The 13,828-nt window shown below is 64.5% G+C and carries 13 protein-coding genes and 1 tRNA gene; 6 read left to right on the top strand and 8 right to left on the bottom strand.

All coding sequences use genetic code 11. The features are described 5' to 3' along the window. Positions 1 to 35: 35 nt before the first annotated feature. From FFS09_RS26730 to FFS09_RS26710, 5 genes are read left to right on the top strand one after another with little or no spacing between them, the layout of a single operon-like run. Positions 36 to 1,355, top strand: a complete 1,320-nt coding sequence (locus FFS09_RS26730) for a M16 family metallopeptidase (protein ID WP_502703761.1) — start codon at positions 36 to 38, stop codon at positions 1,353 to 1,355. Positions 1,356 to 1,369: 14 nt separating this feature from the next. Beyond that, positions 1,370 to 2,725: a M16 family metallopeptidase gene (locus FFS09_RS26725; RefSeq protein WP_137921962.1), complete on the top strand. Its 1,356-nt coding sequence runs from the start codon at positions 1,370 to 1,372 to the stop codon at positions 2,723 to 2,725. Between the two features lie 31 nt (positions 2,726 to 2,756). Further along, positions 2,757 to 3,371, top strand: a complete 615-nt coding sequence (gene rsmD / locus FFS09_RS26720) for a 16S rRNA (guanine(966)-N(2))-methyltransferase RsmD (RefSeq protein ID WP_137921961.1) — start codon at positions 2,757 to 2,759, stop codon at positions 3,369 to 3,371. A gap of 36 nt (positions 3,372 to 3,407) precedes the next feature. Next, complete coding sequence (gene coaD, locus FFS09_RS26715; RefSeq protein ID WP_137921960.1) at positions 3,408 to 3,926, top strand: pantetheine-phosphate adenylyltransferase; 519 nt, start codon at positions 3,408 to 3,410, stop codon at positions 3,924 to 3,926. Between the two features lie 11 nt (positions 3,927 to 3,937). Then, positions 3,938 to 4,237: a YfhL family 4Fe-4S dicluster ferredoxin gene (locus FFS09_RS26710; RefSeq protein WP_137921959.1), complete on the top strand. Its 300-nt coding sequence runs from the start codon at positions 3,938 to 3,940 to the stop codon at positions 4,235 to 4,237. Here FFS09_RS26710 and pth read toward each other — a convergent pair. The 8 genes from pth to ltrA form a co-directional block, all read right to left on the bottom strand. After that, positions 4,186 to 4,848 carry an aminoacyl-tRNA hydrolase gene (gene pth / locus FFS09_RS26705; RefSeq protein ID WP_137921958.1) on the bottom strand — a complete coding sequence of 221 codons (663 nt, stop codon included), beginning with the start codon at positions 4,846 to 4,848 and terminating at the stop codon, positions 4,186 to 4,188. The genes FFS09_RS26710 and pth overlap by 52 nt on opposite strands. Before the next feature lie 83 nt (positions 4,849 to 4,931). After that, positions 4,932 to 5,564: a 50S ribosomal protein L25/general stress protein Ctc gene (locus tag FFS09_RS26700; RefSeq protein WP_137921957.1), complete on the bottom strand. Its 633-nt coding sequence runs from the start codon at positions 5,562 to 5,564 to the stop codon at positions 4,932 to 4,934. Positions 5,565 to 5,663: 99 nt separating this feature from the next. Continuing rightward, on the bottom strand, positions 5,664 to 6,638 hold the full coding sequence (locus tag FFS09_RS26695; RefSeq protein WP_137921956.1) for a ribose-phosphate pyrophosphokinase: 975 nt from the start codon (positions 6,636 to 6,638) through the stop codon (positions 5,664 to 5,666). A 96-nt stretch (positions 6,639 to 6,734) separates the two neighbouring features. Then, positions 6,735 to 6,811 (bottom strand) — tRNA-Gln (locus FFS09_RS26690). A gap of 91 nt (positions 6,812 to 6,902) precedes the next feature. Next, positions 6,903 to 7,781 carry a 4-(cytidine 5'-diphospho)-2-C-methyl-D-erythritol kinase gene (gene ispE / locus FFS09_RS26685; RefSeq protein WP_137921964.1) on the bottom strand — a complete coding sequence of 293 codons (879 nt, stop codon included), beginning with the start codon at positions 7,779 to 7,781 and terminating at the stop codon, positions 6,903 to 6,905. Positions 7,782 to 7,792: 11 nt separating this feature from the next. Next, the gene (locus FFS09_RS26680) at positions 7,793 to 8,293 is read right to left on the bottom strand and encodes a lipoprotein insertase outer membrane protein LolB (RefSeq protein WP_137921955.1); all 501 of its coding nucleotides are present in this window, start codon (positions 8,291 to 8,293) and stop codon (positions 7,793 to 7,795) included. After that, the gene (locus FFS09_RS26675) at positions 8,290 to 10,074 is read right to left on the bottom strand and encodes a tetratricopeptide repeat protein (RefSeq protein WP_137921954.1); all 1,785 of its coding nucleotides are present in this window, start codon (positions 10,072 to 10,074) and stop codon (positions 8,290 to 8,292) included. The genes FFS09_RS26680 and FFS09_RS26675 overlap by 4 nt, the downstream gene beginning before the upstream one ends. A gap of 123 nt (positions 10,075 to 10,197) precedes the next feature. Beyond that, positions 10,198 to 11,904, bottom strand: coding sequence for a group II intron reverse transcriptase/maturase (gene ltrA, locus FFS09_RS26670; protein ID WP_137921953.1), 1,707 nt, complete (start codon positions 11,902 to 11,904; stop codon positions 10,198 to 10,200). Between the two features lie 1,077 nt (positions 11,905 to 12,981). Between ltrA and mutM the strand changes: the two genes are divergently transcribed. Next, positions 12,982 to 13,797 carry a bifunctional DNA-formamidopyrimidine glycosylase/DNA-(apurinic or apyrimidinic site) lyase gene (gene mutM / locus FFS09_RS26665; protein WP_137921952.1) on the top strand — a complete coding sequence of 272 codons (816 nt, stop codon included), beginning with the start codon at positions 12,982 to 12,984 and terminating at the stop codon, positions 13,795 to 13,797. The last annotated feature ends 31 nt before the right edge of the window (positions 13,798 to 13,828 follow it).

Raw genomic sequence — 13,828 nt, 5'->3', positions numbered from 1 at the left:
CCCCCACCCAGGACAACCAGGCCCGCAGCTTCACGCTGCGCAATGGCATGACGCTCATCGTGCGGCCCGACCGGCGCGCACCCACCGCGGTGCAGATGCTGTGGGTGCGTGTGGGCTCGATGGACGAGGTCGACGGCACCACCGGCGTGGCGCACGCGCTCGAGCACATGATGTTCAAAGGAACGCCCGATGTGCTCCCCGGCGAGTTCTCGCGCCGCGTGGCCGCCATCGGCGGCATCGACAATGCGTTCACCATGCGCGATGCCACGGCGTACCACATGCAGGTGCCGTCGCGCCGCCTGGACGCGGCGATGCAGCTGGAGGCCGACCGCTTTGCGCGCAACCAGTGGCCCGACGACGAATTCAAGCGCGAGATCGAGGTCATCAAGGAAGAGCGGCGCCAGCGCACCGAAGAATCGCCACGCGCGCGCATGTTCGAGGCGCTCAGTGCCATGGTCTACCAGGCCAGCCCGTACCGCAGGCCGAACGTCGGCTGGATGAGCGACCTCGATGCCATGACACCCGACGACGTGCGCGCCTTCTACCAGCGCTGGTACGTGCCGGCGAACGCGGCGCTGGTGATAGCCGGCGATGTGGACGTCGAGCAGACGCGCGCGCTCGCCGAAAAACATTTCGGGTCGATCCCCTCGCGCGCGGTGCCCGCGCGCAAACCGCGCGAGGAACCTGCCCAGGTCGGGCCGCGCCGCCTCGACTACCGCGCCGTGGCCGACCAGGCCATGGTCGCGCTGGCGTACAAGGTGCCCCAGTGGCGTGGTGCGGACGAAGACAACGACACCGACCGCGATGCGCTCGCGCTGTCCGTGCTCTCGGCCGTGCTGGATGGCTACGACGGCGCGCGGCTGGACCGCGCGCTGGTGCAAGGCACGGCGGGCGGCAAACGCATTGCCGACAGCGCCGGCTCTTCCTACGGCCTCATGGGGCGAGGGCCGCAGTTGTTCATGCTCACGGGCGTGCCCGCGGCCGGCGCGACGACCGATGCGGTCTCGGCCGCCCTCAAGGCCGAGGTGGACCGCATTGCCCGAGAGGGCATCAGCGAGGCGGAGCTGCGGCGGGTGAAAACGCAGTGGACCGCGGGCGAAATCTACAAACTCGATTCGGTGGCCTACCAGGCGCGCGAACTCGGCGGCTACTGGATCCAGGGCCTGGGCCTGGACACGGGCGACCGGCTCATCGCGCGTTTGCGCGCCGTCACCGCCGCGCAGGTGCAGTCGGTGGCGCAGCGCTATTTTTCCGACGAGCAACTCACCACTGGCGTGCTCGTGCCCGATCCTTCGCGCCGTGAAGCTGCGCCGGCCCCCAGCACGGGCCCGCGCCCTGCGATCACGCGCCACTGATGCGGCCACACCCCATGAAGCACTTGTTCGCCTTGTTCAAACACATTGCCCGCCCCGTTCTGCTGGCATGGCCGCTTGCCGTTGTGGTGGTCACGGCGGCCCACGCCACGATTCCCATCGAACGCTGGACGCACAGCAGTGGCGCGCGCGTGCACCTCGTGCCGAGCCCGTCGATTCCGATGCTCGACGTGCAGATCGATTTCGATGGCGGTCGCCGCCGCGAGACGGTGGATCGCGCCGGGCTGGCCGGCGTCACGGCGGGCTTGCTGTCCGCCGGCGTGACCGCGCAACCCGGGCTGCCCGCCCTGGACGAAAACCAGCTCAGCGAAGCCTGGGCCGACCTCGGCGCGCAGTTCGGTGCGCAGACCACCGCCGACCGTTTCAGCGTGAGCTTGCGCAGCCTCACCGAGCCCGATCTGCTGCAGCGGGCCGTGGCCCTGGCGGCGCGCCAGCTGGCCGGGCCGGCCTGGCCCGAGCGCGTGTGGCAGCGCGACCGCGAACGCCTGCTCGCGGCGCTCAAGGAATCGGAAAACCGCCCCGGGACCCACGCCAGCCGCGCGTTCTCCAAGGCCGTGTACGGCGCGCATCCCTACGGTCTGCGGCCCGAGGCCGTGACGTACAACGCGATCTCCGTGGCCGACATGCGCGCCTTCTACCGCCGCCACGTGGCGAGCTGCCGCGCGCAGGTGTCGATGGTGGGCGCCATTGATCGCGCCCAGGCCGATCGCATCGTCGGCCAGCTCATGGCCGCGGTGCAGGACCACGGGTGCCCCGCGCTGCCGGAACTGCCCCTGGTGCAACCGCTGACGAAAGCCGTGAACGAACGTGTTCCCTTCACCGCCGCACAGGCGCAGGTGCTGATCGGCCAGCCCGGCGTGCCGCGCACCGACCCCGACTTCCTGGCCCTGTACGTCGGCAACTACGTGCTCGGCGGGGGCGGGTTCGTCTCGCGCCTGATGAATGAAGTGAGAGAGAAGCGCGGCCTCACCTACGGCATCTCCAGCTTCTTCATGACGGGTCGCCAGGCCGGGTCGTTCCAGATCAGCATGAGCACGCGCCCCGACCAGGCCGCGCAGGCAGTGGATGTGGTGCGTGACGTGGTGCGCGCCTTTGTCGCACAGGGTCCGACCGAGGCCGAGCTGCAGGCCGCCAAGGACTTTCTCATCAATGGCGAAGCCCTGCGCCTGGACAGCAACCGCAAGTTGCTCGACAACGTGGCCAACATCGCCTGGAACGACCTGCCCCTGAACTACCTGGAGACCTGGACGCAGGAGGTGGAGCGCTTGCGCGTCGAGGACATCCGGCGCGCCTTCGCCCGCGTGCTGCAGCCCGAGCGCATGGTCACGGTGGTCGTGGGCGCTCAGCCCTGAGAATGTGTGAGCGCGTAAGCTCGCGGCTTCCATGAAGAAACCAACCCCCAAAGTCCCGCGCTCCAGCGCAAGCGCACCGCACGAGGTGCGCATCATCGGCGGCCAGTGGAAGCGCACCCGGTTGCCCGTGGCCGACAGCCCGGGCCTGCGCCCCACGCCATCGCGCGTGCGCGAAACCTTGTTCAACTGGCTGGGGCAGGACCTGGGCGGCTGGCGCTGCATGGACGCCTTCGCCGGCACCGGCGCGCTGGGCCTGGAAGCCGCCTCCCGTGGCGCGGCCGAGGTGGTGCTGGTGGAGCAGGATGGCGCCTTGCTGGCCAACCTGAGCCGCATCACCACCCAGCTCAAGGCCACGAGCGTGCGCGTGGAACGGGGCGACGGTGTGGCCGCGCTGCGCCAGCGGGGTGGGCAGGGGCTGGATGTGGTGTTCCTGGACCCGCCGTTTGGTGATGGTCAGAACGAGACGTTGTACGTGGCCGCACTGAGCGCCGCGCGCCAGGCGGTGCGAGGCGATGGCTGGATCTACCTGGAAGCCCCACGTGTGTGGAACGAAGACGAACTCGCCCAGATTGGCCTGCAAGTGCACCGCCAAGGCAAGGCCGGTGTGGTGGCCTTTCATCTGTTGCGGCCATTGCCGGTGCAGTGAAGCGCGGCGCGGGGCCCCTCGCGCATAATCTTCGGCATGAATTCAGCCCTTGCTTCAACCGGCGACCAAGGCCGCGTGGCGGTCTACAGCGGCACCTTCGACCCCATCACCCTGGGCCACGAGGACGTGGCGCGCCGCGCCGCGTTGCTGTTCGATGAAGTGATCATCGCGGTGGCCATCGCGCACCACAAGAAGACCCGCTTCACGCTGCAGGAGCGGCTGGACATGGCCGCCGAAACCGCATCGCGCCTGCCGGGGCGGGTGCGTGTGCTGCCGTTCGACGGCCTCATCATGGACTTCTGCCGCCAGCACGGCGCCACCGCTGTCGTGCGCGGCATCCGCAACCTCACCGACTTCGACTACGAAGCCCAGATGGCGGCGATGAACCGCAAGTTGAACGCGATGGTGGAAACGGTGTTTCTGCTGCCGCAGGCCGAGTTGCAGTGCATTTCCAGCACGCTGGTGCGTGAAATCTCGCAGCTCGGTGGTGACATTTCGCAAATGGTGAGTGGGGTTGTGGCACAGCAACTCAAGCCCCGGCCCTTGCAAGCCTAGGAGCGGCTGCGATGGCTCTGCTGATCACCGACGAATGCATCAACTGCGATGTGTGCGAGCCCGAGTGTCCGAATCAGGCTATCTATATGGGCGAGTCGATCTACGAGATCGACCCGGCACGTTGCACCGAATGCGTCGGGCACTTTGACGAGCCGCAGTGCGTGCAGGTCTGCCCGGTAGAGTGCATCCCGGTCAACCCGGACCACATCGAATCGCGCGAGACCCTGTGGCAGAAGTACCAGCGCCTGCAGAGCGCGGGTCAGCCCTTGTCGTCGGCCGGCGACGCTTCAACACCCCCAACCTCGACCTGAGGCGCTGCCGCAGCGGGCCGAGGCGGTTTCGGACGCGGGGGCTTGCTGGTGTGGATCAGCGCGGTCGCCTTGTCCATCTCGCCAGCGATCAGGTGGGGCAGGGCTTTGAGCGATCGGTCCATGGCTTGTGCAATGGCGATGCGATCGTCCGGTGAAGGCTTCTTCAGCACCCAGTTGGCCACCTCGTTCTTGTTGCCCGGGTGCCCGATGCCCAGGCGCAGGCGCCAATAGTCCGCGCTGCCCAGTTGCGCGTGGATATCGCGCAAGCCGTTGTTGCCCGCGTGCCCGCCGCCCTTCTTGAGCTTGGCCTCGCCGGGTGGCAAGTCCAGTTCGTCGTGAACCACCAGCACCTCTTCGGGCGCGATCTTGAAAAAGCGCGCGAGCGATGCGACCGATTTTCCCGAGACGTTCATGAAGGTCTGGGGCTCCAGCAGCCAGACGTTCTGACCCGCCACGCTGGCGCGGGCGACGAGACCAAAATGCCCACGCTCCATCTGCAACGAAACCTTGAGCAGGCGAGCGGCCTCGTCCACCCACCAGAAGCCGGCGTTGTGGCGCGTGTGTTCGTATTCGGGTCCCGGGTTGCCCAGTCCGGCAATGAGTTTGATCATGAGGCGAATTATCGGATGGAGGGCGGAACGCAAAACGGCCCGCCGAAGCGGGCCGTTTCAGGCAGACAAGCGTCCGGGACAGCTTATTTCTTGCCCTTGCCCTTGGCGGCCTTCTTGTCGTCGGCAGCGGCCACGGGAGCGGCGGCAACCACTTCTTCCACCGGCTCGACCACGGTCGCCAGGGTGAGGGACTTGCGGCCATGCATGACGAGCTTCACGCCCTTGGCCAGCTTGATGTCGCCGGTGTGGATCGTGCCACCCTTGACGACTTCGCCCAGGTCCACTTCAACGAACTCGGGCAACTGGGTGGCCAGGCACTCGATTTCGATGTCGTTCATCACGTGGCTGATCACGCACTTGTCGGTCTTGACCGCAGGCGAGTTCTCGGCGTTCACGAAGTGCAGCGGCACCTTCTTGCGCAGGCGGGTCTTGTCGTCCACGCGCTGGAAGTCCACGTGCAGCACTTGCGGCTTGTACGGGTGGTATTGCACATCGCGCAGCAGCACTTTGTGCACCGTGCCAGCGAGTTCCATGTCGAGGATGGACGAGTGGAACGCTTCCTTCTTCAGGGCGTGCCACAGGGCGTTGTGATCGAGTTCGATCGTCGAAGCCGGCGTTTCACCGCCGAAAACGATACCGGGCGCGCGACCGGTGTTGCGCAGACGGCGGCTCGCACCCGTACCCTGCTTGGCGCGCTCAAAAGCGACGAATTGCATGACTTACTCCTGTGGAGGGGTTCCGCGACCAGAACGCCTCTGTTTCAAAAGAGCCGTCCCCACCATGGAGACCGCCCACTTTTTGCTGCCTTCAGCCTCTTAGAAGAGGTTGTCCTGATCGGCAAACAAACTCATGACCGACTCGCCCGAAGCAATGCGCGCGATGGTTTCGGCCATCAGCGGTGCTACGGAGAGTTGGCGAATCTTGCCGCAGGCCTGGGCGGCCTGCGAAAGAGGAATGGTGTTGGTCACGACCACCTCGTCGAGGGCGTCACCCTTGGCGATGCGTTCAATGGCCGGGCCCGAGAAGATCGGGTGCGTGCAATACGCATACACGTTCTTGGCACCGCGCTCCTTGAGCACCTCGGCGGCTTTGACCAGCGTGCCGGCGGTGTCGATCATGTCGTCCATGATCACGCAGTTGCGGCCTTCGATGTCGCCGATCACGTGCATCACTTCCGACACGTTGGCCTTGGGGCGGCGCTTGTCGATGATGGCCATGTCGCAGTTGAGCTGCTTGGCCAATGCACGGGCGCGCACCACACCACCCACGTCGGGCGACACGATCAGCACGTCGGGGTAGTTCTTCTGGCGCAGATCGCCGAGCAGCACCGGCGATGCGTAGATGTTGTCGACCGGGATGTCGAAGAAGCCCTGGATCTGGTCGGCGTGCAGGTCCATGGTCAGCACGCGGCTCACACCGACGGTCTGCAACAGGTTGGCCACGACCTTGGCCGAGATGGGCACGCGGGCCGAGCGCGGACGGCGGTCCTGGCGGGCGTAGCCGAAGTAGGGGATCACGGCGGAGATGCGCTCGGCCGAAGCGCGCTTGAGCGCGTCGACCATGATGAGCAACTCCATCAGGTTTTCGTTGGTTGGCGCGCAGGTCGACTGGATCACGAACACGTGGCGCGCGCGCACGTTTTGCGTGATCTCGACCGTGACTTCACCGTCAGAAAAACGACCCACATTGGCCGCGCCGAGTTGCGTGCCCAGGTGTTGGGCAATCTCGGATGCCAGCACCGGATTGGCGTTGCCGGTGAAGATCATGAAATCCGGGGGCTGAACTTGCATGGTGTTCCCAGCGATCTGAACGACAACCCCGGGGGATTGCCGTCAAAAAAGGCCATCCGGGGATGGCCGTTCCAGTACGTGTTGTGTGTGAACGGGTGGCAGGGGAGGAAGGACTCGAACCCTCGCATGCTGGAATCAAAATCCAGTGCCTTTACCAACTTGGCGACTCCCCTACGCAGGAGGCTTGTTCAACGTGATGCCGAACAAACCACCAAAAAACGTCGCAGGTTGCGCAACCACTGCCTGGGCTGTGCGCCGCCGATTCTAATCGGTGCACCAGTCGAGCAATGGATGTGCATCCATGTTGCCGCATTTCCGAACCATCCATTCGCCAGGGGCGTCTGTCAGACTCATTGCGTGCGGCAATTGTGCAAACACCGCGGTTCCCGAGCCGGTCATGCGCCCTTGCAAACCGTGGCTGTTGAGCCACCGAATGCAGTGCCCCATATCGGGACAAAGCGCCTGCGCCACGGGTTGAAGATCGTTGTGTCCGACGGCCAGAATTTTCTGGAGATCGATCACTGCGCCTTCACACGAATCGTTTGCAGCAAAGCCTTGGATTGTAGCAGTTTTCGTGTCCCGTTTGAGCTCTGCGGAGCCAAAGATGCGTTGGGTCGATGCGCCGGTGGGTGGCTTGACCACGACGAAGCGCGCCGATGGTATGGCCACGGGGGTGAGTTGTTCGCCCACGCCTTCGACCCAGGCATTGCGCCCGCCGATGAAAAACGGCACATCCGCACCGAGTTGCAGGCCGATGGCGGCCAGTTGCGCACGGCTCAAACCCAGGCCCCAGAGCCGGTTGAGCGCCAGCAAAGTGGTGGCCGAGTCCGATGAGCCGCCGCCCATGCCGGCTTCGGCGGGGAGGTGCTTTTCCAGCCCGATGTGCACGCCATGCGGGCAGTGGGTGGCTTGTTGCAGGGCCCGGGCGGCGCGCACGGTCAGGTCTTCGGCGGGCAGATCGCCGGCCGTGAGGTCTTCGCGGCTGATGCTCCCGTCGCTGCGCAGATCGAAATGCAGGTGATCGCACCAGTCGACCAGCATGAAGATCGACTGCAGCAGGTGGTAGCCGTCGGCGCGGCGCCCTGTGATGTGCAGAAACAGATTGAGCTTGGCGGGCGCCGGCACGTCCAGCAGGTGCTTCAGCGGGGCAGCGTTCATGGCTGAAAGACGACGCGCAGTTCGGCGGTGGGCAGTGGCGCCGTGCGCCGGGCCGTGACGCGCCCGTCCGCCTGGCGCGACAGGTCGGCTTGCCATCCGGGCACGTCGCCGTGCTCGCCGCGCAGCCAGCCGAACAGAGCGGCGACGGGCACGGCCGTGCCGCTGAGTTCGGTCGTGAGTTCGTCCAGGCTGCCACGCCGGGTGACGCGGCCCCCTTGTCGCAGTTCGGCACTCTCGGGTGTCCAGACAACGGTGGCGAGCGTGTTGCCCAGCGGCGAAGTCAGTTGCAGTTCGCCGGCCGCCGGTGCGCCGCGCAGGTCAAAGGCGGCGGAAAACGACTGTGGCGGCGTGCTGTCGATCTGCAGGGCCAGGCGACCACTCCAGACGTCTTCGCCCACCTGCGCGGGGCGCTGTGTGGTTGCACAGGCCGCGAGCACGGTGGCCAGCACCAGCACGGCCCACCTGGCGTGGAGCCGCCCCAGGGTCTGCCGCATCATGGCTTGACTTGCAGGCGCTTCAGGGTCCCCTGCAAGGTCTCGTTGTCGGCCGACAGCAGCAGGCCTTCGCGCCAGATCTTGAGGGCCTGTTCGCGCTGACCTTGCGCCCAGAGCACCTCGCCCAGATGGGCCGCAATTTCCGGGTCCGGGCGCTTGTTGTAGGCCGCTTGCAGGATGGACAGTGCGCGCGCGGCATTGCCCATGCGGAACTCCACCCAGCCCAGGCTGTCCTGAATGTAGGCGTCGCCCGGCGCCAGCGAGACGGCTTTCTCGATCAATTGTTTGGCTTCAGGCAGCCGAAGGTTGCGCTCGGCCAGGGAGTAGCCCAGGGCGTTGTACGCGTGGTGGTAGTCGGGCTTGGCTGCGATGAGGCGCCGCAGCAACCTTTCCATGTCGGTCAGTTTGCCCGCCTTCTCGGCCATCATCGCCTGGTCGTAGAGCAGGTCGGTGTCTTCCGGAAAGCGGGCGGACGCCTCGCTGTACACCTCGTAGGACTGTTGCCATTGTTTGAAGTCGCGCAACAGCTGGGCTTCTGCCACGAGCTTGAGGCGAGCGTCTTCGACCCGGCGCTCGGGTTGGCTGCGCAGCAAGGCGCGGGCCTGGGGCATCTGCCCCTGGCGGGCCAGCAGCGATGCGCGCCGCAGCTGGGCGGCCATGATGTCCTCGGCGTTTTCGATGCGGTCCAGCCAGGCGTTGGCGGCGGGAAAGTCCTTCTGCTTTTCAGCGATCTGCGCCATCAACAGATAGGCCTGGGTGAGGCCGCGGGCGGTGCGCTCGTCGCCACTCTTTCGCGCCAGCGCCATGTACTTTCCCAGAGAGGTGGTCGCGCCCGGCAGATCGTTTTCTTGCGCTTGAAGGGACCCTAGCAGCAGCCAGGGGTCGGCCAGTTCGGGTTGGCGCGTGGTGAGGGTCTGGAGTTGCGTGCGCGCTTCGCTGTTGCGTTCCTGGTCGATCAGGATGCGGGCATAGGCCAGCGCCACGGCAGTACTGCTGGCGGAAGGCGTCTTGTTGGCCTCCAGTTGCTGGCGCACCAGCACTTCCGCGTCGGCCTGTCCCCGTTCCACCAGCTCCAGCGCCAGCAAGGCGGGGAAGGGCGAGGCGGGGTCGATGGTGTGTCCCTCGCGTGCCGCGGTCAGCGCTTGCGGCAAGCGGTTTTGCTCCAGGTCCATTCGACCCAATGTGGTCCAGGCCGCCGCGGCGTGGGCGGGTTGTTTGAGCCAAGGCTCCAGGGCTTCGCGCACCACCGTCCCGGTCGCGGCTTTGTCCGTGACGCGGGCATAGGTCTGTGGAATGGCGTTGATGACGTCGTTGCGCTCGATGGCCGATGTGTTTTGCAGGATGCCTTGCAGAACCGGGCCGCTCTCCGTCACGCGGTTGAGCGCCAGCAGAATCTGCAACACGAAGCGTTTGGCTTCCGGGCTGTTGGGCATTTCGTCTGCCCAGGCGCGTGCGGCGGTCAGCGCGGCGTCGCCCGAGCGCGCCTGCAAGGCCACATCGATCGCACGGCGGTAGAGATCGGGGCTTTTTTGCTTGCGCGCCGCATCCAGGATCAGCGAGTAGCCGGTACCCGGCTCGCCCGCGCTCACGTTGAGTTCGCCCAGCAGCAGTTGGTAGAAGAGCGGGGCGTTCAGGTCGGAGTTGATAAAGGCCGGTTCGCCAGCGGGTTTGGCTTCGGTCGCCGTGGCGGGGCCTGGCACGGTCGGCTGCGCTGCCGCTCCGAAGGCCAAGCTCAGCAAGACCAGGGCCGCGGTTCGGTGCAATGTGTTGGAGGGTAGGGACATAGTGTTTCCACTATATCCCCCCCTGAGAACCGTACGTGCGCCTTTCAACGCATACGGCTCATGCACGACCTCTAACTCCGCAGGATCACAGGACTGCATCGGTCCTTACCTGTTTCTGTCAGATTAAAGTCCCCGTACTGGGACCGGCTTGGCTACCTCCAAACCTAGGGCGTGGATACGCCGGTGACACCATGGGTGTAGTAACACACGATTCTGCAAGCTGTCCGTGCCACCCAACCGTACTGGGACGATGTGGTGGTTGTCGAGCCCGCTATCTTCGTGGTCCATCTCTGTTCCACAGTGCGCACATTTGCCGTTCTGGTTCATCCACAGTTCCAGCCGCTGACCGCTCCAGATGGCTTGCACCATTCTGTCGCGTTTGAGGCCTTCTCCATAGGCTTCCCATGCAGGATCAAAGGGGTTGTATTCCCCCTTGACCTTCTTGTGGCGGACAATTTTCGTGTCCGCCAGCGTGTACAGCCGCAGCCGCATCTCCTCTTTCCATCGGTTGAGCACTGTGGCCTCAAATTCCCAGCGACCCGAGTCGTGATTCCAGTAGTGCCGGAATACTTTGCCTCGGGTCCACCGGGGGTGCCGGCGCATCCCCCATCGCCACAACCGCCAGAAGATCAGGTGGTCGAGCTTGGTGAACGTCGCCTTGGCCACTACGCCTTGATGGTATCGAGCCCAGCCCCGCAGGATTGGGTTCAGCTTCGCGATCAGTACCGCCTTCTTTTTCGAGAGGTGTCTTGCGATGACTTCCCTGACCTTGCCATAGAACGCTTTCACGTTCTTCTGGCTCGGCTTGATGAGCAGTTTCTCCGAGTATTTCCGGAAGTTCCACCCGAGGAAATCAAACCCTTCGTCGATATGCACGATGCGCGTCTTCCCTGTGTGCAGTTGCAATCCCCGCTCGCGCAGGAATGCTTCCACCCAGGGTCGGACCATGGTTTCAAGCACCTCTTTCGAGTCGCTCGTCACCACGAAATCATCGGCGTACCGCACCAGGTGCACCTTGGCCTTTTTGACTTTGACGGTTCCCATTTGGTCCTGTAAGAACCGCATGAGACCCGCTTCGAGCCCGTCCAGCGTCAGGTTCGCCAGCAGCGGCGAGATGATCCCCCCTTGGGGCGTTCCCGCTTCCGTTTTCTGGAGCTGCTGTTTGTCCACCACTCCGCAGCGCAACCACTGCCCGAGCACCCGCTTGTTCATGCGAACGTTGGCGAGCAACCAGTCATGGTTGATGTGGTCGAAGAACCCCGTGATGTCCGCATCCAGCACCCAGCGCGCCGAAGCTTGCTTGGCAAGGGACACGAACAACTGTTGCCGCGCATCGTGCGTCGACCGACCCTTTCTGAACCCATATGAGTTCGGGTCGGCGTGGCATTCCGCGGCCGGCTCCAGCGCCAGCAGGAACAAGGCCTGCATGGCTCGGTCGTGCATGGTCGGGATGCCCAGGGGGCGTTCCCTTCCATCCGCCTTCGGGATCCAGGTCCGCCTCAGCGGTTTGGCCCGGTACCCGACGAGATTCAATCGACTGATTGCGTTCCACTTCTTCTGCGGCGTATCCCAAAGTTCGCGGTCCACGCCACTGGTCCGCTTCCCTTGGTTGTCGGTCACTTTCCTGACGGCCAATGCCTTGGCTTGCCAGGATCGGATCAGGCTTCGTTGGAGTCGTTTGACCCTGCGGAAGTCCTTCTCCAGTTCTGCCTGCGCGATTCTCGTTTGCGCTTTCCCTACGAAGTATTGAACAGCCTTCCAATCAATGGAGTGCCATTCGCTCACCTCGTCCGGGGACGCAGCATCGAAATCGCTTTCGGTGTAATCCATACCTTCTCCGGTTCGGTTAGAACCCGGTTGAAGGCACCTTCCCCGAAGGGGCGATGCCCTCCGGGTCGGTTGTTGAAAGACGCGAGCGGCTCGCGCGGTCTCAGATGCCTATGACAAGTCAGCGGGCTTTCACCCCGGGGCAAATCTTGAACCCCTATGCCACCCATTACAGGCAGCCGTTCGCTTTTTGTCACGTCCTCTGCCCGCTGCACCACGGCCCTCGCTTGCGCTCGGGTTGCCACGACCCGGATGGGTTGTGGCGGTGCATCGGGTTTACCTCGTTTCCCAAGGTGCCCAGTCGGTCGGCAGACCGACAGATGGGGTTAGGGACTCACTATCCGCCGGATGCTCATCGGGGAACGAGCCTCCGTCGATGATCTTCGGCTCCCGAGCGTCATGCCTTTTGGCCACAGCTCCCACCCGCAAGCGGGTGGAGACAAGCGTTAGCTGTTTCATGATTACGGCGGTTCAAGCGTGAGTTGACATTACGCTTCCCATACCCTCTTCCTCGTCATCCTCCCTCTGGCTTGCTTCGAGGGTCGGACCATGCTCGCGCATGGCCTGTGAGCTTTGCGGCTCAGGATGTTTATCCGCAGCTTCACACCCCCGGATTACTCCAGACGCATGTGCGGACGAGGACACGTCGTTCCAGACGTGGTTCTGGTTGAGAACAAGACACCTTGAGCGGTGTCGCTCAGTCGGTACCCCGGTCTTTGGTCAGTTGCAACGGTTTGTAAAACAGGCGCAACTCAACCTCCGAGCGGAGATTTGTGTCTCTTTTCAGCTACGAATCTGGTCCCGAGGGAGCCAGATTGAACGTTCGGATGCCCTTGTGAGGGTCCGTCTGTTGCAGCCGAGAGAGGGCCTTTCGGCTGCACAAATCGCCCCCATTTCAGGGGACGTTTCCCGCTTTCTCCATAGAGGAAACGGGCTATCGTTATATGTCGTCATGTAGACGACTATGAAGCGACTTCGAGTCGCACCATCGGCTCATGATAATGGGAAGGGTCGGATGGCATCCGGGTGTGATCGCAAGATCGCACAGGTGTTCCGGCCATCTTCAGAAAGACCCGATTCATGCCCGAACTACCCGAAGTGGAAGTGACCCGGCTCAGCTTTGCCGACCGCATCGCTGGCGCGCGGGTGCATGCCGTGTTCATGGGCAAACCCCTGCGCTGGCCGCTGGGTTGTGAGCCGGCGATGCTGGCGGGTCGGCAGGTGCGTTCGGTCGCGCGGCGCGGCAAGTACCTGTTGGTGCACCTGGACGAGGGCTTGCTGCTGTTGCACCTGGGAATGTCGGGCAGTTTGCAGTTTGCGCCCAGTCTGCCGCCGCGCGGCGTGCACGACCATTTCGAGTTGTCGACCAGCCAGGGTGTGCTGCGCCTGCACGATCCCCGGCGCTTCGGTGCCGTGGTGTATGCGCCGTCGCTCGACGATGCGCGCGCCATCAAGTTGCTGAGCGGTCTGGGCGTGGAGCCGCTGGAGGCCGGTTTCGATCCGCTGCATTTCCACCGCGCGTTGAAGCTGCGGCGCTCGGCCATCAAACAGGTGCTGCTGATGGGCGACGTGGTGGTGGGGGTGGGCAATATCTACGCGTCCGAGGCCTTGTTCATGTCGGGCATCCATCCCGCGCTGCGGGCGGACCGCCTGAGCAAGCCCCGCGCGGCGCGTCTGCATGCCGCCATCGTGTCGGTGCTGCAGCGGGCCGTGGCCCTGGGCGGCAGTACCTTGCGCGATTTTTCGAGCGCCGAAGGGCAAAGCGGTTACTTTCAACTCGACGCCATGGTCTATGGCAGAGAAGGCCAGCTCTGTCGGGTCTGTGGTGGGCCGATCAAGGCGATGCGGCAGGGACAGCGGTCCACCTTTTTCTGCGCGGCATGTCAGAAGAAATGACGCGAGGAAACGGCGTGCGCGGCCGGCTGTC

It is taken from the genome of Hydrogenophaga sp. 2FB (genome assembly GCF_005503365.1).
In the GTDB taxonomy this organism is placed as follows: Bacteria; Pseudomonadota; Gammaproteobacteria; order Burkholderiales; family Burkholderiaceae_C; genus Hydrogenophaga.
Note: the sequence above shows the minus strand (reverse complement) of the source record. Positions and strands in the feature narration are given on the sequence as shown.